A 25834-nucleotide genomic window follows, 5' to 3' on the forward strand; every position below is an offset into this window, starting at 1 on the left:
CTCCGAGATTACGCGTGCCTCCGACCGCCGGTCAATGTACCCAACCGGACCGCACCCGGACCTTTTCCGGAACTATCCCTGCAGATGGGGTCCGCCGGCCGCCGCCGGGTACACGTCCGGCGGGTACTCGAGCAGCAGGACCGATCGCACCGGCCCGTCCAGCGCCTCGTACGAATGCGGCCCCGCCGCCCGGAACGCCAGGTAGTCGCCCGGTCCCAGATCCGCGTTCTGCCCATGAGCATTGATGCGCAGGCGCCCGGACAGAACGATGTGGTGCTCCGTCCCCGGATGTCCGTCGGACTGCTGAACGGCGTCCGGCCGGATCTCCTGGTTGTAGATCTCGAACAGCCCGCCCGGGTGCTCGAGCCGCCGGAGCATCCGCAGGTCGATCGCGTCTCCGGACAGTACGTCGACCTCCGCGGACCGGACCAGCACCACGTCGGCAGCCGGCGACTCGGCCAGCAGCGCGGACACCGGCACCCCCAGAGCGTTCGACAAACTGAACACCGTCTCGATCGTGGGGTTGCCCGCGCCGGACTCCAGCTGGGACAGCGTGCCCTTCGCGATCCCGGACCGCCGGGCCAGCTCGGACAGCGAGATCCCTTGTTCGTCCCGCCGCGCCCGCAGGTTCGTCCCGAGCAGCTTTCCCGCACCCATCGCCGTCACACCGGGGAGCATGCCACATTCACGGAATGACGCGGCGCCGCCGCAGGTCGGTGAAGATGTCGTAGAACATCTGCTCGGTGTCGACGTACTCGTGGAACCCGGCCCGGCGTGACTTCGAGGCGTCGGCGAAGAAGTCGTAGTCCCATCCGAACACGAAGTCGGCGAACGGCCACGACGACACCTCGGCGAACGACGTCGCGGCAAGGTCGTGCGTCGCCTGGAGCTGCTTCCACACCGGTTCCTTGTCGGCCATCACGTCCTGCAGCGACAGCTGCAGCGGCGGTGCGACCTCCAGCCCGAACCAACTCGCCAAGCGAGGCCACAACTCACTCCACCGGAACAGGTCGCCGTTCGTGATGTTGAACGCCTGGTTCGCCGCGGCCGGCGCGGTCGCCGCCCATACCGTTGCCTTGGCCAACAGTCCGGCGTCGGTCAGCTCCAGCAGCGAGTGGTACGCGCCGGCCTTGCCCGGGAACCGCAACGGTACGCCGAGTTCCTTCGACAGTGAGGCGTAGACGGCGATCGCGACCGCGAGGTTCATCGGGTTGCCAAGCGCCGAACCTCCAACCACAGAAGGGCGCAGCGCCGACCACGTCCACGGCTTGCCCTGCTGACGTTCCTCCAGGAAGCGCTGCTGGTCGACGTTGAACTCGGGCGGCAGATGCGGCGGATCGTCCTCGCGGGCCGGCGTTTTGAACGGGCCGAGATGCGCGCCGTACACCTTGTAGCCCTGCATCAGGCTGACGTGCCGCAGACCGCGCGCGACCGGTTCGATCGCGTCGACGACGTTCACCAGCATCGCGAGGTTCGGCGGTACGAGCTCGGCCCAGGTCGGCCGGTCCTGGTAGGCGACGTAGAACACGTGCGTCACGTCGGTCAGCCCCGACAGCTTCGCGCGGGTGTCGTCCGGGTCGAGCAGATCCACCGCGACCTGACGGACCCGGCCGGGTACGTCGGTACCGCCGCGCCGCGACAGCCCGATCACCCGCCAGTCCGGCAGGGGCGCCAGATGTTCGACCAGATTCGTCCCGATGACTCCCCGGGCACCGACCACCAACGCAACGTTCTCCATGCCGAACAGCGTTGCTGACCTGCGGAGATAAAACCAAGGCATTGTTTTCACCGAACTCATAAGCTGAGCTCATGGCAACGCTGAGGCAGCTCGAGTACTTCGTCACCGTGGTCAGCGAGGGCTCGTTCACGAAGGCCGCCGAGCTCCTGCACGTCACGCAGCCCGCGCTCTCCCATCAGATCCGCGCGCTCGAACGCTCCGCCGGCGGCCCGCTGCTCGAACGGCTCCCTCGTACGATCCGCCTCACCCCGACCGGCCGTGCGATGCTCCCGCACGCGCGGGCAACGCTGGCCGACGCGGAGCGTGCGCAATGCGCCGCCCGCCAGGCTGCCGGTCTCGAGGTCGGCGAACTCCAGATCGCGACGCTCTACTCGATCACCCTGGGCGTACTACCTGCTGCACTGCGCCAATGGCGCCAGACCCGTCCGAACGTCGGCATCCGCCTCTTCGAGCACCGCCATACCGACGAGCTCATCGACGCCATGAACGCCGGCCAGGCCGACCTTGCCGTCGGCCCTGCGCCTGCGAACTGGTCCGGCTTCACGCGTGTACTAGGCACCGAGGAGCTCGTCGTTGTCGTCGCGGCCGACGACCCTGCCGCCACGGGCGACACCGTGAAGCTTCACGACCTCAAGGACCGCTCCTGGGTCCACTACGCACCAGGCCACGGTCTGTCAGACGTTCTTGACAACGCCTGCGCACAAGCCGGCTTCGAGCCGCGCATCGCCGTACGGACTGAGCAGACAGCCGCAGCGCCCGCGTTGGCCGCGGCAGGCCTTGGGCCCGCGCTGGTGCCCGACAACATCCTTCCGAAGGACTTCGACGGGCACGTGCTCCATCCGGAACCACCCGTCCGCCGCACGCTGACGGCGTACACCCGCAGCACCCCTGACCCACTGGCGGCCGCATTCATGGACGTTCTGTTTCATTCAGCAGGGCTGCGGGCACGCGAAGGTGATGGCTGAGAAAGAGTCGGACGGCACAGTCCTGCTGGCCGGTGCTGCGAACCTGGCGATCGCGATCGCAAAGGTCGTCGCCGGGCTGCTTTCCGGATCCACGGCGCTGCTCGCGGAGGCGGCGCACTCGGTTGCGGACACCCTCAACCAAGCTTTTCTCCTGACGGCGCTGCACCGCAGCCGGAAGCCGGCCGACGACCAGCATCCCTTCGGCTACGGGATGGAGCGGTACTTCTGGTCGCTGCTCGCCGCCGTCGGCATCCTCGTCCTCGGCGCCGGCTTCTCGATCACCGAGGGTCTGCGGTCGATCTTCGCGCCGCAGCCGATCGCGGCGCTCGCGGTGATCTATCCGGTGCTCGGGATCTCGTTCGTGTTCGAAGGAAGCTCGTGGCTGCGGGCGATGCTGCAGCTGCGGCGGGAGGCCCGGGAAACCGGCGTGCCACTGCGCCAGCAGCTCCGCAGCGCCGAGCCCGCGGTCAAGACCGTGGCCTTCGAGGACTCAGCGGCCCTGGTCGGCCTCGTGATCGCAGCCGTCGGTGTCACCCTCGCTGTCGTCACCGGCGAGCATCTCTGGGACGGCGCCGCCTCGATCGCGATCGGCGTACTGCTGATCGTTGTCGCGTTCACGCTCGGCCGGGACAACAAGGCGATGCTGATCGGGCGCGCCCTGCCGGCCGACGTCCAGCGCGAGATCCGCGCGATCATTGCCGGTCAGCCCGGGATCGTCGACGTCGTCGAACTCCTCAGCCTGCGGCTGGCGCCGGACCAGGTGCTCGTCGTTGCGACCGTCGACCTGGTCGACTCCGGTACGACAGGCGCCGCGATCGAGCAGCTCGCCGAGCAGGTCGACGTCAAAGTACGCCGGGAGCACCCGAGCATCCGGCACCTGTACCTCGACCCGACGCCCGGGGACCCTCGTCAGCGCTTGTCGTGACCCCAGTTGGCGACGATGGCGGCAGCCGGGGGCAACACGGCTGCTACTGCGCTCATGGCGATGGCTGCCGGGATGGAGAACAGGCGGACGACGAACCACGCCAGGATGATCAGCGTCGCGCATGTGCCCATCAACAGGAGGTACAGCTTGCGGTTGTCGTAGTTGCGGGCCATGTCACACCGTCAGCGGGAGCTTCCCCAGGGCACGGACCAGAGGGGACAGCTCAGGTAGCTCTGCTGCGGTCGACAGCGCAGACGTCAGTACGGCGTCATGTGTCGGCTGGGCCTGGTCCAGCAGCTCGCGGCCGGCCTCAGTGACCTCTGTGTAGATCCCACGACGGTCCGTCGGGCACAGGTACCGCTGGAGCAGCTTGCGGTCCTCCAGGCGGTTCACCAGGCGGGTAGTAGCCGACTGGCTGAGCACCACAGCGTTCGAGAGCTGGTTCATGCGTAGGTGGTAGTCGTCCTGCCGCGCCAGCACGTCCAGCACGCTGTACTCGCTCACGGACAGCCCGTGCTGCTTCTGCAGCGCGCGCTCCAGCTCGTCCTCGATCCGGGCATGCAGCGCCGCCAGGGTTCGCCACCCCTGCGCCCGCGCCTCCGCGGCGTCATCCGGTAGTCCCACGGCACCTCCACTTGATCTTAACGATTGCATGCGCGATCATAGCGCTTGTGCAATAGCCAGCGTGTGCAACTATCGCGCACGCCGGTAACAGTCTTAAGACTACATTCGAGGGAGAGTTCGAGTCATGCCCGCAGCCTTGCTGGCTCTGGCGATCGGTGCGTTCGGGATCGGCACCACCGAGTTCGTCGTCATGGGGCTGCTGCCCGAGGTCGCCACCGACTTCGGCGTCAGCATCCCGTCCGCCGGCCTGCTCATCTCCGGCTACGCGCTGGGCGTCGTGGTCGGCGCCCCGCTGCTCACCGCGATCGGCTCCAAGGTCTCCCGCAAGACCGTGCTGATCGCGCTGATGGGCGTGTTCATCGTCGGCAACCTGCTCTCGGCCGTCGCTCCGTCGTACGGCGTGCTGATGACCGGGCGGATCGTGGCGGCGCTGTCCCACGGTGCGTTCTTCGGGGTCGGCTCGGTCGTCGCGGCGTCGCTGGTACCGAAGGCGAAGCAGGCGAGCGCGATCGCGCTGATGTTCACCGGGCTGACGATCGCCAACGTGCTCGGGGTACCGGGTGGCACCGCGCTCGGCCAGCAGTTCGGATGGCGGTCGACGTTCTGGGCGGTTACGGCGCTCGGGGTGATCGGTCTGCTGGGCATTGTGTTCCTGGTGCCGCGGCAGCGTTCTGCGGAAGGTCCGGGTCTGCGCAGTGAGCTGGCGGTCTTCAAGAGCCTGCAGGTGTGGCTGGCACTGGCGATGACCGCGCTGGGGTTCGCTGGGGTGTTCGCTTCGTTCACGTACATCGCTCCGATGATGACGGAGGTCGCGGGCTTCTCTGCCGGGGCTGTGACCTGGCTGCTTGTTCTCTTTGGCGGCGGCCTCGTTGTTGGCAACCTGCTGGGCGGTAAGGCAGCGGACCGGTCGCTGATGCCTAGCCTGTACTTGATCCTGACGTTGCTGGCCGCCGTACTGGTCGTGTTTGTCTTCACTGCACACGCCAAGATCCCTTCTGCCGTGACGATCGCGCTCTTCGGTGCAGCCGGCTTCGCCACGGTCGCTCCGCTGCAGAAGCGCGTTATGGACAAGGCACAGGGCGCTCCGGCGCTGGCGTCCGCCGCCAACATCGCCGCATTCAACCTGGGCAACGCTGTGGGCGCGTACCTCGGTGGGCTGACCATCGAGCGCGGCCTTGGCTACACGGCCCCCAACTGGGTCGGCGCTGGCCTGGCTGTTGCCGGCCTGCTCGTCGCACTTACCTCTGGCCTCCTGGACCGAACCACCCACGCCCCCGCACCAGCACTCGAAGCAAGCCACTGATCTGCCGGAAGCCGAGTGGGACCAGCTCGACGAGCACCGCCCGCAGCGCTTCCGGTACCTCTACTACCCGCCGGACCGCGCAGGCGAGGAGCGCAGCGGGTATCGCGAGGGCTGTGCGGCCTGCAGCGAACGGCAGGAGCCTGCTTATGGGACCACGGGGATCGAAGACTGGCCGTGTCGGCACCTGTGCGAGTTGGCGCTTCCGTACGCAGATCAGCCCGGCTACCAAGCGTGGTTCCGTGAGCGCCTGACGCTAGGAGCTCACATACACCCGTGACACGGCGTGGAAGGACTTCTTCGGTAGCCAGTAGTACGGCGATGCCGGGTTGGTGTCGTCGTAGCGGAGGACCTTGCACAGGCTGAAGGCGGCCATGTCCTCGTCGTGCGGGCGGTCGTACGGGCGGTGTGGCGCGTCGGGGGAGATGAACGTGTACGGCGACGCGCCCAGGAAGCCCTGGTTCGCGAAGACGTGCAGCATGTTGGTCAGGTGGTCCGCCTGTTCCTGCTCGTTGCGGACGTACTGCGGTGGAATGACCGGGACGTCACCGCTGAAGTCGACGATGTCCCAGCCCATTCCGCCGAGCTTCGCCGCGCCGGTGAACGTGCAGCACCCGAACTCGAGGATCAGGATCGGCTTGTTCCACCTGCGGAAGGGTGCGAGCTCCTTCGCGTGGTCCGCGGCGCGCTCGTGGTACGAGTAGTAGTCCAGCCCGACGAGGTCGAAGACCGACCAGTCCACCTGTTCGAGATCCGACGCCGCGCCGTACGTGACCCGCCCCTTGAAGTTGCTGCGGGCAACCTTCACCATGCGGGCCGTGAACGCGCGGAACCTCCGTTGCAGTACCGCCATGTCGAACCCGCCCTTGGTCAGGTACGCGACCCGCTCGAAGAAGGTCGCGCCCGGGACGATCCCCGGCGTGAACAGCATGAACTCGCACCCGACCACCAGGATCACCTCCCGGTCGTACCGTTTCCGCAGCCGCTCCGCCTCGACCGCCACCTGCCGCAGCTTCTCGAGCTCCGCCGCCTGCGGCTCGTCGAACGACCGCGGCTGGATCGACACCGTCAGGCCCGCCTCGAGCGCTACGGTCGCGGTGTCGATCAGCCGTCGTACGTCGCTGCCGTAGATGCTGACCCAGTTCGCGTGCAGGCGGTGCCGGATCGCGTGGATCTCGCCACGCATGATGCTCGGCCGCCAACGTGCCCGGCTGTCGTCGGGACCGCCGCCGGTGTCGTAGGCGACGCCCTTGAGCGTGAGCCGACGCGGCCCAGCGGCGGCGACCGGCTTGGCGACTCCGGCCGCTGGCGTCGCGCCTCCCGCCGAGGTCCCGACTCCCGCCGCCGTCGCGCCTCTCGCCGCTGCCGTGGCGACGCCAGCTGCCGTGGCTGCCCCGAGGGCGAGGAACTGAGCCCGGTTGATCGTCATGCCCTCGAGTCTTCGCCGGTCCGCCGCGAAGGTCGTCCTACCGAGGTCGCCGGCCGCCCGACTTTGGTCGTGAAACGGTGTTCTCGGTTGTGACACACTGTTTCAGTGCGCGAAGCAGACCGCCGTACGGCGCTGGGGTCGGTGTGGTTGCGGGACGAGCCGGAGCCGACACGGAACCGGCTGAGCCGGGACGACATCGTCGCTGCCGCGATCAGGGTCCTGGACCGCGACGGGCTGGACGCGTTCTCGATGCGGGTGATGGCGGCCGAGCTCGGTACCGCGGCGACGTCCGCGTTGTACTGGCGGATCGCGACCAAGGACGATCTACTCGAGTTGATCGTCGACACCGTCCTTGCCGACGCACTGGTCGAGACCGATGGCGATTGGCGCGAGCAGGTGACCGACGTCCTGATGGCGGCGTACCAGGCGCTGTGGGAACACCCGTGGGCCGCGCAACTCCTCCCGACGCATGCCGGGCTCGGGCCGAACTACCAAGCCCTCACCGACCGCCTGCAGAACATCTTGGCCGCGGCCGGCTTCAAAGGCACGCACGTGGACTCGGCGGTGTCCGCGGTCATCCACTACCTGATCGGCTCGGCGGTTGCGGACTCGGCGTGGCTCTCGGTGGTACGCCGCAGCGGTCTGAACGAACTTCGCTGGGCGTCGAAGTCGGCAGACCGGATGGGCGTCGACGCCACGCACCTGGCCGCGTACCTGAACCGCGAGAGCACCGCCGGCCCGGAGGCTCGTTTCGCCTCCGGGCTGCGGGTGATTCTCGTCGGCCTCAGGCCACGGCAGATCTTCTAGAGATCCGCTCTTCTAGAGATCCGCGAACGCCGACGCCGGGTTCTCGAAGGCGTCGGCGACGAAGCGTAGGAACCCGGCCGCGGTGCCGCCGTCGCAGACCCGGTGGTCGAAGACGAGCGACAGCTGCGTGAGCTTGCGGACCGCGATCTCGCCGTCGACCACCCAAGGCCGGTCGATGATCCGGCCGACGCCGAGGATCGCGACCTGCGGGTGGTTGATGATCGCCGCGCTGCCGTCCACGCCGAAACTGCCGTAGTTGTTCAGCGTGAACGTCCCGGAGGTCAGCTCGTGCTGGGTGAGCTTGCCGTCCCGCGCCGACTCCGTCAGCCGGCGGATCTCCGCGTCCAGGCCGCGGGTAGTCAACGTGTGTGCGTTGCCGACGGCTGGTACGACGAGACCACGGTCTGTCTGCGCCGCGAGGCCGAGGTTCACGCCGTCGTACTGGACAAGCTCCTCGCGCGCTGTGTCGACGTACCCGTTGAGCTCCGGGTACTTGAGCAGACCGGCGACCACGAAGCGGGCCATCAACGCGAGTAGACCCGGGCCTGGGTCTGTCGCCGATCGCAGGGATGCACGGAGCTCGACCAGCGCAGTCGCGTCCACGTCGACCCAGGTCGTCGCCTCGGGGATCTCCGCCCGGCTCCGGCTCAGCGTCGCCACCACGGCCTTCCGGAACCCACTCATCGGCGTCCGCCGCAATTCGTGTAGACCGGTCCGCGACTCAACCGGCCCCGCAGCCGACCGCACCACAGACGCTTGCGCTGCCGATCCCTGCACAGTCGGTGCCTGCACCGCGGCCGCGGCCGGGCGCACCGGCTGCGCCGTGGACTGCGCCAAGTGCGCCGCGACCTCAGCCGGGTGCACCGCGTGCGCCGGGGCCTGCGCCAGGTGCGCCGCCGCCTCGGCTGGGTGCGCCGCGTGGGCTGGGTGCGCCGCCACCTGGGCTGCCTGAGCGCGGAATGCAATCGCATGCTCGACGTCCCGGCGGACGATCAGCCCGTCCGGCCCCGACCCGGTCAACTCGTGTAGATCAACCCCGGCGTCGCGCGCCAACCGCCGCACCAACGGCGAGATCACCAACGGAACGCGCCTTTCCGGAACCTTTTCCGCAACTGGTGCCGGATTAGTTCCGGAAACCCGGGGTTTCCGCCGGCGGCCGGCGCCGGACGACTCGACTGTCCCGTAGCCAACGAGCACGTTCCCCGATCCGGCTCGTTCCTCCGCGCGGTACGCCGCGCCGGCCGGATCCCCCACCGTGATCAGCGGCTTCCCAACCGGCACCGTCGTACCAGGTTCGCCGTGCAGCTCCTCGATCACACCGGCATAAGGCGACGGCAGTTCAACGATCGACTTGGCCGTCTCCACCTCCGCGATCGGAGTGTCCACGGCAATCACATCGCCGACCTTCACCAACCACCGGACGATCTCCGCCTCGGTCAGCCCCTCACCGAGGTCGGGAAGGAGGAACGTGTTCACGAGTCCTCCCACTGCAGGTCGTCGACCGCGTCGAGAATCCGGTCCACACTCGGCAACTGGTACTTCTCCAGCTTCGGCGGCGGGAACGGAATGTCGAACGCGGTCACCCGCCGGACCGGCGCCGCCAGCGAGTGGAAGCACTTCTCGGTGACCCGGGCAACGATCTCCGACGAGACACTCGCGAATCCGCTCGCCTCGGCGACCACCACGGCCCGCCCGGTCCGCCGTACCGCAGCACACACCGTCTCGTCGTCGAACGGCACCACCGACCGCAGATCGACGACCGTCAGCTGCCGCCCCTCGGCCGCCGCAACCTCGGCCGCCTCCAAGGCGACCGGCACCGCGGGACCGTACGCGATCAGCGTCGCGTCGGCGCCTTCGCGCCGGACGACGGCCCGGCCGATCTCCGGCACGGACTCGCCGAGATCAACCTCCTCCTTGGCCCAGTAGAGCTTCTTCGGCTCCATGAACACGACCGGATCCGGAAACTCGATTGCCTTGCGCAACAACCCGTAGGCGTCCTCGACGGTGGCCGGAGTCACCACGGTCAGCCCCGGGGTGTGCGCGAAGTAGCTCTCCGACGAGTCGCTGTGGTGCTCGACCCCGCCGATCCCACCGCCGTACGGAATCCTGATCACCATCGGCAACGACATCCGCCCGCGGGTCCGGTTCCGCATCTTCGCGACGTGCGAGACGATCTGCTCGAACGCCGGGTACCCGAACGCGTCGAACTGCATCTCGACCACGGGCCGCATCCCGTTCATCGCCATCCCGGCCGCCATCCCCACGATGCCCGCCTCGGCCAGCGGCGTGTCGAAGCAGCGCTGTTCGCCGAACTCCGCGGTGAGCCCGTCGGTGATCCGGAAAACGCCACCGAGCGCGCCGACGTCCTCGCCGAACATCACCACCGACTCGTCGGCCGCCATCGCGTCGCGGAGCGCCTGGTTGAGCGCCTGCGCCATCGAGATCTTCGTGTGCGCCATGGTCAGGCCTCCTCTCGGGACAACTCGTCATGCAGGAACGCCGCCTGCTCGCGGAGTTGCTGCGTCTGCTCGGCGTACAGGTACGCGAACAGTTCGGCCGGCTCCACCTCGGGCTCCGGCATCAGGCCGTCCCGAAGCTGCGCGGAAACTCGTACCGCGTTGTCCTCCGCGCGCTGCCGTACGTCGTCGTCCAGGCCACCGTTTTCCGTCAGGTACTTCACCAGCCGGTCGATCGGGTCGCGGTCGAGCCACGGCGCGACCTCGGCGTCCTCGCGGTAGCGGGTCGCGTCGTCGGCGTTCGTGTGCGCCTGAACGCGGTACGTGTGCGCCTCGATCAGCTGCGGACCTTCACCGTTACGCGCCTTCTGCACGGCCCGGCCGAGGACGGCGAGCAGGCCGGCGAGATCGTTGCCGTCGGCCCGTTCACCGGGGATGCCGTACCCGATGCCCTTGTGGGCAAGGGAAGGCGCGGCGCTCTGCTTGGCCAGCGGCACGGAAATCGCGTACTCGTTGTTCTGGATGAAGAACACCACCGGCGCCCGGAAGACCGCCGCGAAGTTCAGCGCCTCGTGGAAGTCGCCCTCGCTGGTGCCGCCGTCGCCGACCAGCGCCATCACGACCGTGTCCTCGCCCTTCAGCCGGGCCGCGTGCGCGACCCCGACCGCGTGCGGGAGCTGGGTCGCCAGCGGGGTGGCCTGCGGCGCGACCTTGTGCTCGTACGGGTCGTAGCCGCAGTGCCAGTCGCCGCGGAGCAGCGTCAGCGTCTCGATCGGGTCGACGCCGCGGCTCATGATCGAGACCGTGTCGCGGTACGTCGGGAACAGCCAGTCGCCCTCGCGCAGCACCATCGTGGCCGCGATCTGGCAGGCCTCCTGCCCGAACGACGACGGGTAGACCGCGAGCCGGCCCTGCCGGACCAGGGCACTCGCCTGCTCGTTGAAGCGGCGGCCCTTGATCAACTGTGTGTAGCCGTCGAGCAGTGTTTCGCGGGAGGGCAGCTCGTACGACGGGTTTTCGTGCGGTACGCCGTACTGATCGATCAGACAGACGGGTTCCGCGGAGGGGAGCAACTGCTCCGAGACGGTGGTCATGGACCCTCCAGCGCAGGAGACGGACGGTAGCCACATCGTCGTCCCTTCTGGCCAAGTGGATCTATAGCTGGAATTATTGAGAGACGTTTGGCCAGACCGCGAGCCTTGGAGGTCCCACGAATGTCCGACGAGGTGATCGTCCACCGGGCCGGTCCTGGACAGATTGTCGTGGCTCCGGCGCTCGACGAGATCGATCGGCTGATCATCGAGGCGCTCGGCCGGGACGGACGGCTCTCGATCCGGGCCCTCGCGGACGCGGTTCACATCTCCCGCGCGAACGCCTACGCCCGGGTGGAACGGCTCACGAACACCGGCGTGATCACCGGGTTCACCGTCACCGTCGACCCGCTCAAGCTCGGCCTCGGTACGTCGGCGTACGTCACCCTGAGTCTCCGGCAGAGCTCCTGGCGGACGCTCCGCAAGCAGCTCCAGGCGATCCCGGAGATCAAGCACATGGCGCTGGTCGGGGGCGACTTCGACGCGATCCTGCTGGTCCGCGCGGCCGACAACGAGGGGCTGCGGCGCCTGGTTCTGGAGAAGCTCCAGGCGATCCCCGAAGTACTCGCGACCCGGACGGCGCTGATCTTCGAGGACGTCGGAACGCTCTAACAGCCGCAGGACCTACGGCGAATCAGCTGAGTCGGAACGGTCAGCGCCTCGACCGCGTCCTCACCCTCGATCAGCCGCCGGACCGCCTCCCGGGCCAGACCTTCGACCGGCTGCCGTACGACGGTCAGCGGCGGCCAGGTGTACTCCGTTTCCGGCGTACCGTCGAAGGCCACGACCGCGATGTCGCCGGGCACGTCCACGCCCGCCTCGTGCAGCGCCCGCAGCACGCCGATGGCCTGCAGGTCGGAGCTCGCGAAGATCGCGGTCGGCTCGTGGTGGAGCAGCGCCTGCCCGGCCCGGTAGCCCCCTTCACGGGAGAACGACGCGCGGGCGACCGGCCCTTCCGGCAGCGCGGCCAGCGCCAGCGCGTCCCGCCAGCCCCGCTCACGTTCGGGGTGGGCGGCGCCGCCGATCACCAGGCCGATCCGCCGGTGGCCGTGCGAGATCAGGTGCTCGACGCCGAGCCGCGCGCCCTCGCGGTACGCCGGCCGGACCGAGCTGACCGTCGGCAGCAGGCGGTTGACCGCGATCACCGGCACCTCGACGTCGTCCAGCCTGGGGTCGGCGGTCGGCGCGACCAGGATCAGGCCGCTGACCTGCCGGGCGAGCAGCTCGGCGATCTTCGCGTTCTCGGTCTCCGGGTCGCCGTCCGCGCTGGTCTGGAGTACGACGTACCCGCGGGCGGCGGCCTCCCGGTCGATCGCCTTCGCGAGCTCCGCGAACAGCGGGTTCCCGCCGTCGGGCGTGATCAGCCCGAACGTCCGGGTGGTGCCGATCCGGAGCGCGCGGGCGGTCGCGTTCGGCCGGTAGCCGAGCGCGCGGATCGCCTCCAGCACCTTCTCCCGGGTCTCCGGGGCTACCTTCCGCGGGCCTTCGTTCACGACGTAGCTGACCACGGCAGTACTCACGCCGGCGTACTCCGCGACGTCGTTCCGGGTGACCGGTTCCTTCGGCATGCAGCGATGGTACGACGGTTGACCGAGCTGGAAAGCGGTTGCTAGCGTGGTCGATCTACACGAGTAGAAGGAGCCGCCGTGCCCAGACGCTACGCAGTCGCCGGAACCGGATCGCGAGCGCAGTCGTACATCCGCGCCATCCTCACCGAGCACCCCGAAGAGGCCGAGCTCGTCGCCCTGCTCGACCCGAACCCGGGACGTCTCGCGTTCCACCAGACCAAGCTGACCGAACTCGGCGGCCCGGAGCTCCCGCAGTACGGCGCCGACGACCTGGAGCGAATGGTCAAGGAGCAGTCCGTCGACCGGGTGGTTGTGACCAGCCCGGACTACACCCACGCCGCGGTCGTGTCGCGGCTGCTGCGGGCCGGCGCCGACGTGATCGTCGAGAAGCCGCTGACCATCGACGCCGCTGGCACCCGCCAGATCGTCGACGCGATGAACGAGTCCGGCAGGTCCGTGGTCGTCACGTTCAACTACCGGTACTCGCCGCGGAACAGCGCGCTCCGCCAGGTGATCCAGGACGGCGAGATCGGGCAGGTCACCAGCATCGAGTTCCAGTGGGTGCTCGACACCCGGCACGGCGCCGACTACTTCCGCCGCTGGCACCGCCAGAAGAAGAACTCCGGCGGTCTGCTGATCCACAAGGCGTCGCACCACTTCGACCTGGTGAACTGGTGGATCGCCTCGCAGCCGACGCGGGTGTTCGCCTCCGGTGGACTGGCGTTCTACGGCGCCGAGAACGCGGCTGCCCGTGGGATGGGCGAACGCCCGGCGCGCGGCACGATCGATGGTTCGGCCAACGACCCGTGGCTGCTCGACCTGCGTACCGACGAGACGAACCGCCAGCTGTACTACGAGGCCGAGAAGTACGACGGGTACCTGCGTGACCAGGACGTGTTCGCGCCGGGCATCACGATCGAGGACAACATGTCGGTGATCGCGGAGTACGCGAACGGCGCCCGGCTGAGCTACTCGCTGAACGCGCACTCGCCGTGGGAGGGGTACCGGGTCTCGGTCAACGGCACTCTCGGCCGCGCCGAGCTCGAGGTGGTGGAACGGGCCGCGGTCGTCGACGACCAGATCGACCCGAGCTACCCGTCGGACCGGGTGATCGCGGGCGACGTCCGTACGAACGGTGAGCGACTGGTGTTGCAGAAACACTGGGCCACCGCGGTCGAGGTCGAGATCCCGCGCGGCGAGGGCGGTCACGGCGGCGGCGACAAGCTGCTGTACGACGACCTGTTCGTTGGTGCGAGCAACGATCCGCTGGGCCGGGCGGCCGACGTCCACGACGGCGTACGCGCGGTCGCGGTCGGGATCGCCGCGAACCAGTCACTCGCTACCGGTCAGCCGGTCGTCGTCGCCGATCTCGACCTGGGCGGCTGGACCACGGCGTAGTCCGGTCTCGTCCAGGATCCGCTGGACGGTCGCGTCGAGCGAACTCGTCTCGTCGATGACCGTCTCCCGCGGCTCGTCCAGCAGATCCTTCGAGCGATACCAGGCAGCCATGTCGTCCGCCGTGAACGCGGTCGCCTTGTCGCGCGTCGCGTGCCGGCGCACGGTTTCCTCGAACGGGACGTCCAGGTAGTAGAAGTACCCGCCATACTCGCGGTGCAGTTCCGCAAGCATCCTGCCGTACCGCACGGTCGGCAGAATCCCTTCTACGACAGCGTGAAACCCATGCCCGAGCGCATGTCTCGCCATCAGGCCGATCAGCTCGATGTTCGCCCCGTCGAGCTCGTCAAGCTCCTGAAACACGGTCCGCCGCACGTAGTCCTGCTCGATGTAGGCGATACCACGTCCATAGTGTGCCCGGATCGCCTCCACCACAGAACTCTTACCCGCCCCAGAGTTGCCCCGGACAACGATCAGCATGTGACGGGACTGTACCTACAGCCCAGGGCGGACGCTCACTCGTCCCTTCAACCGGCGTCTCTCGCGGACCGCTGGCGGCGGAACCAGAACAGCAGGGCGATGCACGGTATGACGAGGCCGCCGATGCCGAGTGCGAGGAAGTCCCACAGGTGACCGATGCGGTCGGTCAGCCAGGCGAAGTTCTGGCCGAAGAAGCCGGTCACGAACGTCAGCGGGAGGAACACCGTCGCAAGGATCGTCAGCTGCTCGATGGTCGCGTTCTGCCGGACGCTGACCTTGGTCTGTTCGACACCGATCACCGCCATGTTGGCTTCGAGGACAGTGGCGAGCAGGTCGCGTTGCGCGGCGACCTCCTCGTTCACCAGGACCAGGTGGTCGCGGACGTCGCGGAAGTACGGCAGGAGAGCGGTGTCGCGGGCGTCGCGTTCCAGGGTCGTCAGTACGGCAAGCAGGGGGTGTACGGCGCGGTAGAAGTCGGTGACCTCGCGGCGCAGGAAGTAGATGCGTTCCGTCGGCGCGACCGAGCCGGCGAAGACCGTCCGCTCCACCTCCTCGATGTCACGCTCCAGCTCGGCGACGACCGGTCCGTACCCGTCGACGACCTGGTCGAGGATCGCCCAGAGGACCGAGCTGGTACCGCATTCGAGGAGTTCGGAACGCTGCTCGAGCCGGATCCGGGCGCCGTGCAGGTCGCTCGCGACGCCCTGACGGACGGTGATCACGAACGCCGGCCCGACGAACACGCTGACCTCGCCGAAGTCGACCTCCTCGCGCTCGTCGTCGTAGCGGGACGTGCGCAGGATGACCAGGCGGATGTCACCTTCGTACGGCTCGACCTTGGGGCGGAGGTGGAACGTCTGCGCGTCCTCGACGGCCAGCTCGTGCAGGCCGAAGCTCTCTCTGACCTCGGTGAGTTCCTCGGACGTGGGCTCGAACATGCCCAGCCAGACGAACCCGCCGGCCCGACAGGCAGCGGCGGCGTCGCCGACCGACATCGCCTCGACGTGCTGGCGGCGTCCGTCCTTGTAGTAAGCGCAGTCGATGATCATGGTGACCTCCTCTCCTGATCGTCGTCGTTCGAACCGCCAGCGCAACAGGGTCTCGCCGGGAAAGCGGGAGTGAACTTCGGTTCCGGTCCAGTTCCTGAGAAGTGCCGGTTGGGTTCCTGGTGCGGGTCGGCCGCGTCGACAAGGATGAAGGCATGGGATTACCAGTCGTGCTGATGCCAGGACCGATGCATGAAGCCGTTGCCGCCGGGTTGGACGGTCAGTGCGAGCTGATCCGGTTGTGGGAGGAGTCCGACCCCGACGCTGTGCTCGCGGCCCGCCGGGACGAGATCGTCGCGGTCGCCACCAGCGGTACGGCGATCGACGGACCGTGGCTCGACCAGTTCCCCGCCGTGGGCCTGGTCGCGAGCTTCGGCGTCGGGTACGACCGCATCGACGCCGCGGCCGCCGCCGAGCGCGGCGTCATCGTCACGAACACGCCCGGCGTCCTCGACGACGAGGTCGCCGATACCGCGCTGGGTCTGCTGCTGATGACGGTTCGCGAGCTGGGCCAGGCCGAGCGGTACCTCCGCGACGGCCAGTGGTCCGCCGGTACGCCGTACCCGTTGACCCGAGCAACCATGCACGGCCGCCGCCTGGGCATCCTCGGCCTCGGCCGGATCGGCCAAGCCATCGCCGACCGCGTCCGGCCCTTCGGCATCACCGTTGCGTACCACAACCGCACCCCGAAGGACGTCCCCTACCGCTACTACCCGAACCTGCTCGAAATGGCCACCGACGTCGACACCCTGATGATCGTCGTCCCCGGAGGCCCCACGACCCGCCACCTGGTCAACGCCGAGGTCCTCAAGGCCCTTGGCCCCGACGGCATCCTCATCAACGTGGCCCGCGGCACCGTCGTCGACGAACAAGCCCTGGTGGACGCCCTACGCAGCAACACCATCCAAGCCGCCGGCCTGGACGTGTTCGAACACGAACCGCAGGTCCATCCCGACCTCCTCACCCTCCCCAACACCGTGCTACTCCCCCACGTAGGCAGCGCCACCCAACCCACCCGAGCCGCCATGGCCAACCTCGTAGTAGAAAACCTGACCCACTACCTGACGAGAGGCACCGCGCTGACGCCCGTCCCCGAATCCATCCACCTGGTCAAGTAGCCCCACACCCGCGGGGGCACGCATGTCGGGCCGATTCGGTTCAGCCAGACGGGCGTGACCTTTGTCGCCGCTGCTGGTTGGGCCGAAGCCGCCGGATCGACGTGCTACTGAATGCGCGCCGGGCAAAGGCTTCGGCCGTAGATCAGGAAGGGCAATCACCATGTCTCACAGCATCAAACGTCGCCTGGCCCGGGGTATCGGCGCTGCGGTCGTTGCGACCGCCGCATCCGCCACGCTTGCTGTCGGCTCGGCGGGAGCGAGCACCCAGCTGACATCGCCGGACGGGCTCACCGTACGGGGTGACCCGGCCGCAGCACCCGCCGGCTTCGTCGCGAGCCTCGAAGGCCGGAACGAAGTCCTGGGCGGCGATCCGGACGGGCAAGCGCTCGAACTCGTCGGCATCCAGGGCAGCACGCTCAGCTACTCGGTGTCCTGGCGCGGCCTCAACGCCCCGACCGCGGCAGCCATCCACGCCGGCGGCCGAGGAGCGGACGGGCTTGTCGTCGTACCGTTGTTCGCCACGCAGAGCGCACGGGGCAACTTCGCCTCCGGCAGCGTCACCGTCACCGACCCGACCGTGCTTGACGCACTGCGCGCGAACCCGGGCGGCTTCTACACCGACCTGCGCAACAACGACTTCCCGAACGGCGCCGTACGTGGCCAACTGCACCAACTCAGTCACGCGGTCAGCACGACCGGCGTGGCCGCACTGCAGGAGTCGGTCGTGTTCGGCAGCCAGATCTACGGCTGCACCGTGCAGCCCGACGGCACGTTCGCCTTCACCCAGCGCGACGTCGACGCACACCTGACCGGTGGCATCCACCACACCTTTGTCCGGCCCGTCGCCGGCCCGCCTCAGTGGCAGGCACCCGATGGCAGCGCCGTCACGGGCACCAGGGTCGTCACCAGGAACGCCAACGGAGCGGGCAACATCGCCGAACTGGACCTCGACGCCACCCAGATCGGCGACTCCACCGGTTTGCTGGGGCACGCTGTCGAGGTACTGCGCCTCAACACGGTCGGCGGCGTCGCACCGACCGGGACCTGCGACCCGAGCACCACGCCAACAGTCAGCGTCCCGTACCAGGCCGACTACATCTTCATCAACGGCTGACCAGTTCGATCTGACCTTCCCGCCGTGCCGGCGCGCGTAGGCGGCGTCAGGTGGTCGGGTCCGGCTGAATGTAGTCCGGTTCGGGGTCTGTGGTGAAACGGACCGCGCTGATGGTGGTGGCGCCGCTCAGCCAGGCTTTGGCGATGCGGTGGCCACCGTCCATCAGCCGGCCGTCGGCGGACAGGATGACCGGGTAGCTGAGGTCGGCCTTCTGAATGCGGTCGGCGTGCTCGGCCACCATCCGGCACGTCACCGCGCGCCCACCGAACCAGCAGTCCTCGTCGAACTCGCGAATGCTGTCGATCGGGACAGACTCGGAGGAAAGGCCCTCCGACAACTTCCAGAGACGCTCGGTCAGGTAGACGGCTCGACCGCCCGGCACGGGGCGGGTATGACGTTCAGGCATCCCGCCATCATGAACTGTTGCGGGCCGGCCAGTCAGGCTGTTTTCCTCGGAGGATCGAGGAGCTGCGGGAGTCTGGATGGCCGGTTGGGAGAGTTTACGGATCGACCTGCTTCGGTACCTCGAGGAGCTGCCGGGTGCCCTCGTCGTACTGCCGAGCCCGCACACCGAACACCGGCACGAGCAGCGGTTCCGGATCCAGCTGGCCGCCTGGGCTGTTGACGTCGCGGGTGAGTTGCAGGCCAAGTACGGCGACCTGGTGGAGCTGCAGGTTGGCGCGATGACGTTTCCGGGTGGCCAGTTGGCTGTGAGTCAGCACGCGCTCGAGCTCTACGGTGAACCAGCAGAGTCCGCCGGGCTCGGCGTGGAAACCCTAGCGCCGTTGAGGATCCGGAGCGGTTACTTCGCCAAGCTTGACGTGCTGGTGAGGAACCACGCCGCCCACAGGCAGGTGCTCCTCACGATGGGCGATCTGTACACGACGGTGACCGACAGCTCAGGCAAGGTGGTCGGCCGGTACGCCGGGGCGCACAACGCGCCCCGGATCGGGTTCCCCCTCGAGTCCGGTCAGAGCCGGCCAGTACCGGCTCTCATCGGCACCGCCTCGCTCGCTCCCGGGCTCGGCTACGCGGTACCACCTGGCAAGTGGTCGCTGGTGGTCTCGCTGCAGACCGAGACCAGTGGCCACCTCCTGGCAGCACCACTCGACCTGACCGTGACGCCGGCGGTTGAAGCGTCGCCAACCTAGCGGCGCAGAGTCACCTCGTCGGACAGGTGTGACAGCTTGGCTGGGTTGCGGACGGCGTAGAGGCCGGCGATCTTGCCGTTCTCTACATGCAGGACCATCACCGTGTCGACCTCGTCGGTGAAGCGGAGGATGAAGGCGGGGCGGCCGTTGACCTGGGTCACCTCGAGCGAACCTTCGGCGAGGCGGCCGACGGCCAGCGCGAGCAGGCGGGCGACCTTGTCGGCGCCGACGACCGGGCGCGGGAGTGCTTGGACGACGCCGCCACCATCGCCGAGGAAGACGACATCAGGGGCAAGGATGTCGACGAGGCCTTGGATGTCGCCGGTGTTGACGGCTCGCTGGAACGCTTCCAACGCGTCGCGGGTCTCGCCGGCGGAGACGCGACCGCGAGGCCGGCGGGTAGCCACGTGGGAGCGGGCGCGGTGGGCGATCTGGCGGACCGCGTCCGGCTTCTTGTCGACGGCCTGCGCGATCTCGTCGTACTCGAGGCCGAAGACCTCGCGCAGTACGAAGACCGCGCGTTCGGTCGGCTTCAGGGTTTCCAATACGAGGAGCATGGCCATCGAGACGCTGTCGGCCAGCTCGACGTCCTCGGCCACGTCCGGCGCGGTGAGGAGGGGTTCGGGGAGCCACGGGCCGACGTACGACTCCTTGCGGCGGCCGAGGGTACGGAGGCGCTGGAGCGCTTGCCGGCTGGCGATCCGGACCAGGTACGCGCGCTGGTCCAGCACCGTGTCGAGGTCGACGCCGACCCAGCGCAGCCAGGTTTCCTGCAGTACGTCCTCGGCGTCCGCGGCCGAGCCGAGCAGCTCGTACGCGACCGTGAACAGGAGGTTGCGATGGGCAACGAAAGCCTCGGTGGCTCGATCGGTACCGGTCATTCGGCGGCTCCCTCCGTACGCGTGTGTCGCCCATCAGATGCCGCCCGTGCCGCTCCTGTGACAACCGGTCCGTATGGCGCTCGTCACGTCACAGGCGGCCCGGCGCCGGCATCTCGTGTTCGTCCAGTAGATCCCATGAGTGAGGACGACGACGATGGAACCCCGGATCGACCTGATGCAGAACGAGTTCGGTACCAAGCTTGCGAAGCGGCTGTACGCGGTACACATGCTGGTGCAACCCGCCCTGCCGCGTTCGCTCCAGAACCTGGTGATGCTGCGCGCCAGCCAGATCAACGGCTGCGGGAACTGCATCGACATCCATTCGAAGGAGGCTGCGGCCGAGGGCGAGACGGCAACTCGGCTGAACCTGGTCGCGGGCTGGCGGCACTCGACGGTGTTCACCGAGGAGGAGCAGGCCGCACTGGCGCTCACCGAGGAGGAGACCCGGCTCGCCGACGCGTCCGAGGGCGTGTCCAACGAGACGTGGGCCCGCGCCGCGAAGTACTACGACGAGAACCAGCTGATCGCGCTGGTGACACTGATCGCGATGATCAACGCAACCAACCGGATGGCGGTCACCCTCAACCAGCTGGGTGGCTCGTACGAGCCGGGCCTGATGGCGGCCGTCGTCAGCAGCTAAAGGTCCCAGATCCGTTCGGTCGTCCAGGCGTACTCCCAGGCCTGGATGTCCGGCGGCTCGATGCCGAGGCCGGTGAGGATGGCGCAGACCTGTTCGCGGTGATGGTTGGCGTGGTTGATCGCCTGGGCGATGAAGATGCCGACCCGGGTGCCGCGGGTGTTGTTGTCGACGACGATCACGCGTTCGACGTCGATCGGCTGGGTCAGGAAGTACTCCCAGAGGGCGCCGGCCTCGGCGTTCCAGCCGGCCAGGGTTTCCAGGTCGGCCGCCGGTTCGCCGTCGACGTACGGCAGCGGCCGGTCGGCGATCCGGCGCAGGTAGCTGCCGTCGCACCGGACGATGTGGTCGAGGGTGGCCAGGATGCCGCCGTACGTGCCGACGCCGGTGACCTCGAGCTGGTCGGCGGTCAGGCTCTGGGCGCGGCAGAACTCGATCAGTCTGCCGGTCGCCCAGCTGTTGTGCCGGACGGGATCGAAGAGCAGGTCGTTGAGGCTCATGTCGGCAAAGCCTGCCGCGAATGTCTCCCCGGGGACACCGGATTTCCCCGGGGAGACAGGCCATCAGCCCGCGATGTTGACCATCCAGTTGATGCCGAACTTGTCCGTCACCATGCCGAACTCGTCGCCCCACATCTGCTTCTCCAGCGGGACCGTCACCTTGCCGCCGTCGGACAGCTTCTCGTAGTAGCCGCGCAGTTCTTCACCGTCGCCGCTGAGGCTGATCGCGATGTTCTCACCCGGGTTGTACGGCATGCCCTGGGGCGTGTCGGCGGCCATCAGCGTGAACCCACTCGGCGTCTCGAGCTGGCTGTGCATCAGCAGCTCGTCGTCCTCCGGGCCGTGGCTCGCGCCGAACTCCTTGAACGTGTTGGACGACAAATCGCCGCCGAAGACCCCCTGGTAGAACTCCATCGCCGCCCGAGCTTCCTTCTGGAACTGGATGTACGGATTGAGCCGGGATGCCATCGAATTGTCCTTCCCCCAAACTGGCCGAGCCCTGTGGTCCGGCGCCCATGTTCCGCACAGTAGACCCGGCCGCCGACAGTCCGCGAGACCCCATCGGCGACCAACTGGTTAAGGTCTGCGCATGATCCTGCGACACATCACGATCGATGCCGCGAAGCCCTACGAGCTCGCGCAGTTCTGGAGTACCGTGACCGGCTGGCCGCTCGGTGACGACGACGCGCCGGGCGACGACGAGGTACTCGTGCAGGCGCCCGCGTCGGTACCCGCGCTGCTGTTCATCGCCGTACCGGAAGGCAAGGCGGTGAAGAACCGGGTGCACCTGGACTGGGGGCCGACCGAGCGCACCCGGGACGAGGAGGTCGAGCGGATCCTGTCGCTCGGCGGCACGATCCACGAGGACCACCGGCGCCCGGACGGACGCGGCTGGGTCACGATGAAGGACCCCGAGGGCAACGAGTTCTGCGTCGAACGCAGCGAGGCGGAGCTCGCCGACTGAGTCCAGGCGGCGACGGCATTCGAGGGCGCACCCATCGTGGCCGACCACCCACGTACCGTCGCCGCCACTCCTGACTGGATCAGGCTGGTTGGTTCGCGGTTCTGGAGGGTGGTTGATTGCGGCCTGGCCGAAAACCTGTCCACTCCTTGACTGCTCGGGGATGCTTGAGAGGTGAAACGGTGGTGGGGCTGAAACAGTGAGCACCGGATGACAACCGAACGGCTGCGGTTGGCATCTGATCATGGGGGGTAGAACGGGCATGCATCAGCTTCGGGGGGCGCCGCGGCAGGGCGGTGCGGACGGTCGACGAAGGGTGGGAAAGGCCGCGGTGGTGCGGGAGCAGACGGCCCAGGTGTCGCCGGTACGGGCGTTCTTCGGGTCGCTGCTGGCGATCGTCGTCACCCTGCTCCTCCTCGGCGGGCTCGGCGGCGTCTTCGTCGTACTCGAACCGCGGACGACCAGCGCCGACGCCCTGGTCGGCGGCAGCGCGTACAGCGTGCCGACCTCCGGACCCGGGCTGTACGGATCCGGCACTCTCGGCCCCTGGCAGAGCCTGATCCACCGGGTCTCCTCCGAGGACCAGATCCGCGACGTACTGATGTTCGACGGCGTCTTCCTGTTCGGCGACAGCATCGCCGTCCAGGACAGCCCCGGGCTCGAACGGCTGCTCGCGGACCGTACCGGCGACTCGATCGCGTTCCACGACTGGTCCGGGCAGCCGACATCCGCGGCGGTCGACGCACTCGAACAGTGGTCGCGCAGCTACGGTCTGCCGCGGCGGATCGTGATGGCCGTCGGTACGAACGACATCTTCGACCCGCCCGCGTTCGCGGCGCAGGTGGAACGGGCGATGCGGATCGCCGGCCCGAACACGACCGTGTACTGGGTGAACGTGTACGCGTCCCGTACCAAGCAGCCGGCCGCGGTCCGGGACGCCGATCTGGCGAACACCGCCTGGATCAACCAGCAGCTCGACGAGGCCGCGCTCCAGCACCCGAACCTGAAGATCATCAGGTGGTCCGAGTTCCTCACCGCACAGCCGAACCGCCCGGCGCAGTACCTGCGGGACGGCGTACACACCACCGAGCCGCTCGGCAGCTCCGCCCGCAACGAACTGATCGCCGACGCGCTCCAGGGTCGCTAGCAGCCAGGCCGCGCCGAGCCCGGCGCGGCTGAGGCCTGCCCGAACGGGCAACCCGTACCGGAGCTGGGGATCCGAAGCAACCTTTTCGGCGGTTCGCGACATCTACTAGGCAGAGGGACCGAACCGATCCGAGCTCGGGGGGAACCGCAGGCACCTCGGCGAACTTGATGCCGAGAGCAACGTTCAGCGCCGCGCGATCCGAGTACCAAACGCCAACCACCTGATGCTGCCCGGGAACCAGTCTGGGCCAATTCAGGTATAGGCCAGAATCTGCCAGGGGGACACGATGCCCGCGAGACATCTGCGCACCACCAGCACGACCGTACGGCTCACGATCGCGATGCTCGCGAGTGCCGCCGTACTGGCCGTGGTCCTGGTCGTCCCCTGGGGCGGGTCGGAGCCGGAGGCCGCGCCGGACCCGACGACGAGCCAGACGCCCGAGCCGCCCACCCCTGCTCCGACGCCCGCGCGGCGCGACATCTACACGTGTCCGGCGTACAGCGGGATCGACCGCGACAACCCGCTCGCCAACCTGTACCAGGACACGTTCACCTGGGGTACGACGCCGCCGACCAAGGTCGGTAATGGGAAGGGCGACATCAACTGGCGGGTGAACCCGGACAAGAACCCCAGCTGGTACATGTGGCTGCATTCGCTTCGTTGGCTCGGGCAAGGAATCGCGGCCGGCGGCCGGGGCGACAAGGCCGCGCTGCAGCGGGTCAGCACGATCGCGCACGACTGGGTGAACGACAACCCGTACTCGTGGAAGTCGGACGTCGGTGCCTACGAGGCAACCATGCACCGCACCAACGTCCTGATCTGCCTGCGGCAAGCCGTCCTGTCGGGGTTGCACGTGGGGCAACTGCCGCTCACGTACGCCTGGCTCGACAAGGCGCTGCTCGACCACGCGTCGTTCCTGCAGAAGAACTACAGCGGCGACTGGAACCACGGCACCGACGAGAGCCTCGCGCTTTTCGGGATCGGCTGCACGCTGATGCGGCCCGATCTGAAGAAGATCGCCAGCGACCGGCTGACCAGTGCGATCAAGACCTCCATCGACACGGAGGGTTCGACCAACGAGCAGTCGACGGGGTACGCGCAGTTCAACTACGCACTCTGGGGCCGGGCGATCGACGTACTGCGCAAGTGCGGGGCCGATCCCGGTACGACGATAACCGCGCGCCGGCGGGAACTCGCGAAGTGGCTCGCGCTGGCCACCAACTCGCTCGGGAACCTGCCGCAGCTCGGCGACTCCGAGGTGATCAAAACGGTGCCGGTGCCCGGGACGGTGCTGGAGTACGCCGGTACGCTCGGCGCGCGCGGGATCCGGCCGACGCAGCGGATCGGGATCTTCGGCGCCGGATACATCTTCGGGCGGACCGGGTGGGGCGAGACGCGGCCGTTCACGCAGGAGTCGACGTACAGCATCCGGTTCGGGCCGTCGCAGAAGCTGCACGGGCACAACGACCACACGTCGGTGACGTACACGTCGCGTGGGCGGGACATCCTGATCGACGGCGGGCACGCCGGGTACAAGGTCGACGACTGGCGGTTCTGGGCGAAGAGCCAGTTCGCGCACAACGAGATGGTCGTACCGTCCGCGACCGGGCACCCGGAGACCGCGCTGGTGCGGTCGGCGATCAAGCCGACGTCGGAGTTCTACGAGCTGCACGACTCACCGGGGCCGGGGATCGACCGGACGCGGGACGTACTCGTACTGAAGGATCCGGATCTGATGGTGGTGCTGGATCGCGGTACTTCGGGTTCCGACCAGGACTACTCCGCGCTATGGCATCTGCCGGCGGACCAGAAGGTTGTTGTCAGCGGCAACGACCGGGCGGTGGCGGCGAAGCCTGGTGACACGGTGAAGACGACGCTGCTGCAGGTTCCTTACCAGCAGGAGGCGACGCCGATCGAGGTCGTCTCCGGTTCGCAGGATCCGATCCAGGGATGGCACTACCGCACGATCAACGACAAGAAGGTCGCTCCGGTCGTGAAGTTCAACCGCTCCGGGAGGGAGGCGCAGATCCTCTCGGTGATCGCGCCGAGCCGCACCAACGCGGTCGTCTCGTACACGACGTCATGGCAGGGCTCCCGCATGCTCCTCAACCTGAAGGTCGACGGCGTAACCACGGTGATCGCCGTCGAGTCCGACGGGACGCTAGAGCGGATCAAGTAGTCGGGCCGGACCGCCAGCACTACACAATCGCCACCGGCAGCTCCCGCTGAGCGTGAGCCGAGCCGCAAAGGACGGGTTATGTAGTGCTGGCGGTCCGCACCTCACAGCCACCACTCACCGCACCACCGCTCACCGCACCACCCCGCTCGCCCCAGCACCCCGCTCGCCCCAGCACCCCGCTCGCCCCACCACCCCGCTCGCCCCACCACCCCCGCTCGCCCCACCACCCGCTGGCCGCACACCACCGCTCGCCCATCACCGCTCGGCGCACCACCGCTCGCCCCACGACCGCTCGGCGGTGCGTCCTGTTGGGGGCGCGTCG

At 68.2% G+C, this 25834-nt stretch carries 28 protein-coding genes; 13 read left to right on the forward strand and 15 right to left on the reverse strand.

The features are described from left to right. Positions 1 to 72 precede the first annotated feature (72 nt). Both ACZ5BU_RS07545 and ACZ5BU_RS07550 read right to left on the reverse strand, forming a co-directional pair. The gene (locus ACZ5BU_RS07545) at positions 73 to 657 is read right to left on the reverse strand and encodes a helix-turn-helix domain-containing protein (protein WP_465696725.1); all 585 of its coding nucleotides are present in this window, start codon (positions 655 to 657) and stop codon (positions 73 to 75) included. Positions 658 to 685: 28 nt separating this feature from the next. Continuing rightward, positions 686 to 1738, reverse strand: coding sequence for an SDR family oxidoreductase (locus tag ACZ5BU_RS07550; protein WP_465696376.1), 1053 nt, complete (start codon positions 1736 to 1738; stop codon positions 686 to 688). A gap of 71 nt (positions 1739 to 1809) precedes the next feature. Here ACZ5BU_RS07550 and ACZ5BU_RS07555 point away from each other — a divergent pair, with 71 nt between their 5' ends. Next, the gene (locus tag ACZ5BU_RS07555) at positions 1810 to 2703 is read left to right on the forward strand and encodes a LysR family transcriptional regulator (protein ID WP_465696378.1); all 894 of its coding nucleotides are present in this window, start codon (positions 1810 to 1812) and stop codon (positions 2701 to 2703) included. Further along, positions 2696 to 3628: a cation diffusion facilitator family transporter gene (locus ACZ5BU_RS07560; RefSeq protein ID WP_465696379.1), complete on the forward strand. Its 933-nt coding sequence runs from the start codon at positions 2696 to 2698 to the stop codon at positions 3626 to 3628. The genes ACZ5BU_RS07555 and ACZ5BU_RS07560 overlap by 8 nt, the downstream gene beginning before the upstream one ends. Here the strand turns inward: ACZ5BU_RS07560 and ACZ5BU_RS07565 are convergent. Both ACZ5BU_RS07565 and ACZ5BU_RS07570 read right to left on the reverse strand, forming a co-directional pair. Then, on the reverse strand, positions 3613 to 3801 hold the full coding sequence (locus ACZ5BU_RS07565; protein WP_465696381.1) for a DUF3099 domain-containing protein: 189 nt from the start codon (positions 3799 to 3801) through the stop codon (positions 3613 to 3615). The two genes, ACZ5BU_RS07560 and ACZ5BU_RS07565, sit on opposite strands and share 16 nt — an antisense overlap. A 1-nt stretch (position 3802) precedes the next feature. Beyond that, the gene (locus tag ACZ5BU_RS07570) at positions 3803 to 4252 is read right to left on the reverse strand and encodes a MarR family winged helix-turn-helix transcriptional regulator (protein WP_387654471.1); all 450 of its coding nucleotides are present in this window, start codon (positions 4250 to 4252) and stop codon (positions 3803 to 3805) included. A gap of 124 nt (positions 4253 to 4376) precedes the next feature. On the opposite strand from ACZ5BU_RS07570, the gene ACZ5BU_RS07575 reads away from it, so the two are divergent. Beyond that, on the forward strand, positions 4377 to 5555 hold the full coding sequence (locus ACZ5BU_RS07575; protein ID WP_465696383.1) for an MFS transporter: 1179 nt from the start codon (positions 4377 to 4379) through the stop codon (positions 5553 to 5555). Between the two features lie 253 nt (positions 5556 to 5808). Here ACZ5BU_RS07575 and ACZ5BU_RS07580 read toward each other — a convergent pair whose 3' ends face one another. Beyond that, positions 5809 to 6981 (reverse strand): hypothetical protein, encoded by a 1173-nt coding sequence (locus ACZ5BU_RS07580; RefSeq protein ID WP_465696385.1) that lies wholly within the window; start codon positions 6979 to 6981, stop codon positions 5809 to 5811. A gap of 105 nt (positions 6982 to 7086) precedes the next feature. Between ACZ5BU_RS07580 and ACZ5BU_RS07585 the strand changes: the two genes are divergently transcribed. Then, complete coding sequence (locus ACZ5BU_RS07585) at positions 7087 to 7788, forward strand: TetR/AcrR family transcriptional regulator (RefSeq protein ID WP_465696387.1); 702 nt, start codon at positions 7087 to 7089, stop codon at positions 7786 to 7788. Positions 7789 to 7800: 12 nt separating this feature from the next. Here the strand turns inward: ACZ5BU_RS07585 and ACZ5BU_RS07590 are convergent, their stop codons facing one another. The 3 genes from ACZ5BU_RS07590 to ACZ5BU_RS07600 are packed head-to-tail and all read right to left on the reverse strand — an operon-like array spanning position 7801 to position 11338. Beyond that, on the reverse strand, positions 7801 to 9264 hold the full coding sequence (locus tag ACZ5BU_RS07590) for a dihydrolipoamide acetyltransferase family protein (protein WP_465696388.1): 1464 nt from the start codon (positions 9262 to 9264) through the stop codon (positions 7801 to 7803). Continuing rightward, positions 9261 to 10247: an alpha-ketoacid dehydrogenase subunit beta gene (locus ACZ5BU_RS07595; protein ID WP_465696390.1), complete on the reverse strand. Its 987-nt coding sequence runs from the start codon at positions 10245 to 10247 to the stop codon at positions 9261 to 9263. Before ACZ5BU_RS07595 ends, ACZ5BU_RS07590 begins: the two co-directional genes overlap by 4 nt. Before the next feature lie 2 nt (positions 10248 to 10249). After that, positions 10250 to 11338 (reverse strand): thiamine pyrophosphate-dependent dehydrogenase E1 component subunit alpha, encoded by a 1089-nt coding sequence (locus ACZ5BU_RS07600; protein WP_465696391.1) that lies wholly within the window; start codon positions 11336 to 11338, stop codon positions 10250 to 10252. A gap of 120 nt (positions 11339 to 11458) precedes the next feature. Here ACZ5BU_RS07600 and ACZ5BU_RS07605 point away from each other — a divergent pair, with 120 nt between their 5' ends. After that, positions 11459 to 11947 carry an Lrp/AsnC family transcriptional regulator gene (locus ACZ5BU_RS07605; RefSeq protein ID WP_465696393.1) on the forward strand — a complete coding sequence of 163 codons (489 nt, stop codon included), beginning with the start codon at positions 11459 to 11461 and terminating at the stop codon, positions 11945 to 11947. On the opposite strand, the gene ACZ5BU_RS07610 is transcribed toward ACZ5BU_RS07605, so the two are convergent. Further along, on the reverse strand, positions 11944 to 12903 hold the full coding sequence (locus tag ACZ5BU_RS07610) for a LacI family DNA-binding transcriptional regulator (RefSeq protein ID WP_465696395.1): 960 nt from the start codon (positions 12901 to 12903) through the stop codon (positions 11944 to 11946). The two genes, ACZ5BU_RS07605 and ACZ5BU_RS07610, sit on opposite strands and share 4 nt — an antisense overlap. A 78-nt stretch (positions 12904 to 12981) precedes the next feature. Between ACZ5BU_RS07610 and ACZ5BU_RS07615 the strand changes: the two genes are divergently transcribed. After that, the gene (locus ACZ5BU_RS07615) at positions 12982 to 14301 is read left to right on the forward strand and encodes a Gfo/Idh/MocA family protein (RefSeq protein WP_465696396.1); all 1320 of its coding nucleotides are present in this window, start codon (positions 12982 to 12984) and stop codon (positions 14299 to 14301) included. On the opposite strand, the gene ACZ5BU_RS07620 is transcribed toward ACZ5BU_RS07615, so the two are convergent. Continuing rightward, complete coding sequence (locus ACZ5BU_RS07620) at positions 14236 to 14778, reverse strand: AAA family ATPase (protein ID WP_465696398.1); 543 nt, start codon at positions 14776 to 14778, stop codon at positions 14236 to 14238. The two genes, ACZ5BU_RS07615 and ACZ5BU_RS07620, sit on opposite strands and share 66 nt — an antisense overlap. A gap of 47 nt (positions 14779 to 14825) precedes the next feature. Further along, positions 14826 to 15827, reverse strand: a complete 1002-nt coding sequence (locus ACZ5BU_RS07625; RefSeq protein ID WP_465696399.1) for a magnesium and cobalt transport protein CorA — start codon at positions 15825 to 15827, stop codon at positions 14826 to 14828. Between the two features lie 152 nt (positions 15828 to 15979). Here ACZ5BU_RS07625 and ACZ5BU_RS07630 point away from each other — a divergent pair, with 152 nt between their 5' ends. Both ACZ5BU_RS07630 and ACZ5BU_RS07635 read left to right on the forward strand, forming a co-directional pair. After that, the gene (locus ACZ5BU_RS07630; protein ID WP_465696401.1) at positions 15980 to 16942 is read left to right on the forward strand and encodes a 2-hydroxyacid dehydrogenase; all 963 of its coding nucleotides are present in this window, start codon (positions 15980 to 15982) and stop codon (positions 16940 to 16942) included. Positions 16943 to 17102: 160 nt separating this feature from the next. Continuing rightward, a complete protein-coding gene (locus tag ACZ5BU_RS07635; protein ID WP_465696403.1) occupies positions 17103 to 18056 on the forward strand; it encodes a CHRD domain-containing protein in 954 nt (317 codons plus the stop codon). Positions 18057 to 18102: 46 nt separating this feature from the next. On the opposite strand, the gene ACZ5BU_RS07640 is transcribed toward ACZ5BU_RS07635, so the two are convergent. Further along, positions 18103 to 18462: a hypothetical protein gene (locus tag ACZ5BU_RS07640; RefSeq protein WP_465696405.1), complete on the reverse strand. Its 360-nt coding sequence runs from the start codon at positions 18460 to 18462 to the stop codon at positions 18103 to 18105. 76 nt (positions 18463 to 18538) lie between these two features. Between ACZ5BU_RS07640 and ACZ5BU_RS07645 the strand changes: the two genes are divergently transcribed. Next, positions 18539 to 19207, forward strand: coding sequence for a hypothetical protein (locus ACZ5BU_RS07645; RefSeq protein ID WP_465696406.1), 669 nt, complete (start codon positions 18539 to 18541; stop codon positions 19205 to 19207). On the opposite strand, the gene ACZ5BU_RS07650 is transcribed toward ACZ5BU_RS07645, so the two are convergent. After that, positions 19204 to 20088, reverse strand: a complete 885-nt coding sequence (locus ACZ5BU_RS07650; RefSeq protein ID WP_465696407.1) for an RNA polymerase sigma-70 factor — start codon at positions 20086 to 20088, stop codon at positions 19204 to 19206. The two genes, ACZ5BU_RS07645 and ACZ5BU_RS07650, sit on opposite strands and share 4 nt — an antisense overlap. A gap of 154 nt (positions 20089 to 20242) precedes the next feature. Here ACZ5BU_RS07650 and ACZ5BU_RS07655 point away from each other — a divergent pair, with 154 nt between their 5' ends. After that, positions 20243 to 20728 carry a carboxymuconolactone decarboxylase family protein gene (locus tag ACZ5BU_RS07655; protein ID WP_465696409.1) on the forward strand — a complete coding sequence of 162 codons (486 nt, stop codon included), beginning with the start codon at positions 20243 to 20245 and terminating at the stop codon, positions 20726 to 20728. Here ACZ5BU_RS07655 and ACZ5BU_RS07660 read toward each other — a convergent pair. Both ACZ5BU_RS07660 and ACZ5BU_RS07665 read right to left on the reverse strand, forming a co-directional pair. Further along, a complete protein-coding gene (locus ACZ5BU_RS07660; RefSeq protein WP_465696410.1) occupies positions 20725 to 21225 on the reverse strand; it encodes a DinB family protein in 501 nt (166 codons plus the stop codon). The two genes, ACZ5BU_RS07655 and ACZ5BU_RS07660, sit on opposite strands and share 4 nt — an antisense overlap. 63 nt (positions 21226 to 21288) lie before the next feature. Beyond that, positions 21289 to 21693: a VOC family protein gene (locus ACZ5BU_RS07665; protein ID WP_465696411.1), complete on the reverse strand. Its 405-nt coding sequence runs from the start codon at positions 21691 to 21693 to the stop codon at positions 21289 to 21291. Positions 21694 to 21814: 121 nt separating this feature from the next. On the opposite strand from ACZ5BU_RS07665, the gene ACZ5BU_RS07670 reads away from it, so the two are divergent. The 3 genes from ACZ5BU_RS07670 to ACZ5BU_RS07680 all read left to right on the forward strand — a co-directional run bounded on the left by ACZ5BU_RS07670 (position 21815) and on the right by ACZ5BU_RS07680 (position 25512). Then, complete coding sequence (locus ACZ5BU_RS07670) at positions 21815 to 22189, forward strand: VOC family protein (protein ID WP_465696413.1); 375 nt, start codon at positions 21815 to 21817, stop codon at positions 22187 to 22189. 331 nt (positions 22190 to 22520) lie between these two features. After that, on the forward strand, positions 22521 to 23333 hold the full coding sequence (locus ACZ5BU_RS07675) for a GDSL-type esterase/lipase family protein (RefSeq protein WP_465696415.1): 813 nt from the start codon (positions 22521 to 22523) through the stop codon (positions 23331 to 23333). Positions 23334 to 23619: 286 nt separating this feature from the next. After that, the gene (locus tag ACZ5BU_RS07680; protein WP_465696417.1) at positions 23620 to 25512 is read left to right on the forward strand and encodes a heparinase II/III domain-containing protein; all 1893 of its coding nucleotides are present in this window, start codon (positions 23620 to 23622) and stop codon (positions 25510 to 25512) included. Positions 25513 to 25834 lie beyond the last annotated feature (322 nt).

Source organism: Kribbella sp. NPDC031520 (assembly GCF_055580825.1).

Coding starts and splice junctions, on each gene's coding strand:
- ACZ5BU_RS07595 (WP_465696390.1), bottom strand. CDS start 10,247: ATGGCGCACACGAAGATCTCGATGGCGCAGGCGCTCAACCAGGCGCTC.
- ACZ5BU_RS07630 (WP_465696401.1), top strand. CDS start 15,980: ATGGGATTACCAGTCGTGCTGATGCCAGGACCGATGCATGAAGCCGTT.
- ACZ5BU_RS07565 (WP_465696381.1), bottom strand. CDS start 3,801: ATGGCCCGCAACTACGACAACCGCAAGCTGTACCTCCTGTTGATGGGC.
- ACZ5BU_RS07600 (WP_465696391.1), bottom strand. CDS start 11,338: ATGACCACCGTCTCGGAGCAGTTGCTCCCCTCCGCGGAACCCGTCTGT.
- ACZ5BU_RS07650 (WP_465696407.1), bottom strand. CDS start 20,088: ATGACCGGTACCGATCGAGCCACCGAGGCTTTCGTTGCCCATCGCAAC.
- ACZ5BU_RS07655 (WP_465696409.1), top strand. CDS start 20,243: ATGGAACCCCGGATCGACCTGATGCAGAACGAGTTCGGTACCAAGCTT.
- ACZ5BU_RS07665 (WP_465696411.1), bottom strand. CDS start 21,693: ATGGCATCCCGGCTCAATCCGTACATCCAGTTCCAGAAGGAAGCTCGG.
- ACZ5BU_RS07610 (WP_465696395.1), bottom strand. CDS start 12,903: ATGCCGAAGGAACCGGTCACCCGGAACGACGTCGCGGAGTACGCCGGC.
- ACZ5BU_RS07550 (WP_465696376.1), bottom strand. CDS start 1,738: ATGGAGAACGTTGCGTTGGTGGTCGGTGCCCGGGGAGTCATCGGGACG.
- ACZ5BU_RS07660 (WP_465696410.1), bottom strand. CDS start 21,225: ATGAGCCTCAACGACCTGCTCTTCGATCCCGTCCGGCACAACAGCTGG.
- ACZ5BU_RS07545 (WP_465696725.1), bottom strand. CDS start 657: ATGGGTGCGGGAAAGCTGCTCGGGACGAACCTGCGGGCGCGGCGGGAC.
- ACZ5BU_RS07575 (WP_465696383.1), top strand. CDS start 4,377: ATGCCCGCAGCCTTGCTGGCTCTGGCGATCGGTGCGTTCGGGATCGGC.
- ACZ5BU_RS07680 (WP_465696417.1), top strand. CDS start 23,620: ATGCCCGCGAGACATCTGCGCACCACCAGCACGACCGTACGGCTCACG.
- ACZ5BU_RS07670 (WP_465696413.1), top strand. CDS start 21,815: ATGATCCTGCGACACATCACGATCGATGCCGCGAAGCCCTACGAGCTC.
- ACZ5BU_RS07635 (WP_465696403.1), top strand. CDS start 17,103: ATGTCTCACAGCATCAAACGTCGCCTGGCCCGGGGTATCGGCGCTGCG.
- ACZ5BU_RS07555 (WP_465696378.1), top strand. CDS start 1,810: ATGGCAACGCTGAGGCAGCTCGAGTACTTCGTCACCGTGGTCAGCGAG.
- ACZ5BU_RS07640 (WP_465696405.1), bottom strand. CDS start 18,462: ATGCCTGAACGTCATACCCGCCCCGTGCCGGGCGGTCGAGCCGTCTAC.
- ACZ5BU_RS07605 (WP_465696393.1), top strand. CDS start 11,459: ATGTCCGACGAGGTGATCGTCCACCGGGCCGGTCCTGGACAGATTGTC.
- ACZ5BU_RS07560 (WP_465696379.1), top strand. CDS start 2,696: ATGGCTGAGAAAGAGTCGGACGGCACAGTCCTGCTGGCCGGTGCTGCG.
- ACZ5BU_RS07620 (WP_465696398.1), bottom strand. CDS start 14,778: ATGCTGATCGTTGTCCGGGGCAACTCTGGGGCGGGTAAGAGTTCTGTG.
- ACZ5BU_RS07645 (WP_465696406.1), top strand. CDS start 18,539: ATGGCCGGTTGGGAGAGTTTACGGATCGACCTGCTTCGGTACCTCGAG.
- ACZ5BU_RS07625 (WP_465696399.1), bottom strand. CDS start 15,827: ATGATCATCGACTGCGCTTACTACAAGGACGGACGCCGCCAGCACGTC.
- ACZ5BU_RS07580 (WP_465696385.1), bottom strand. CDS start 6,981: ATGACGATCAACCGGGCTCAGTTCCTCGCCCTCGGGGCAGCCACGGCA.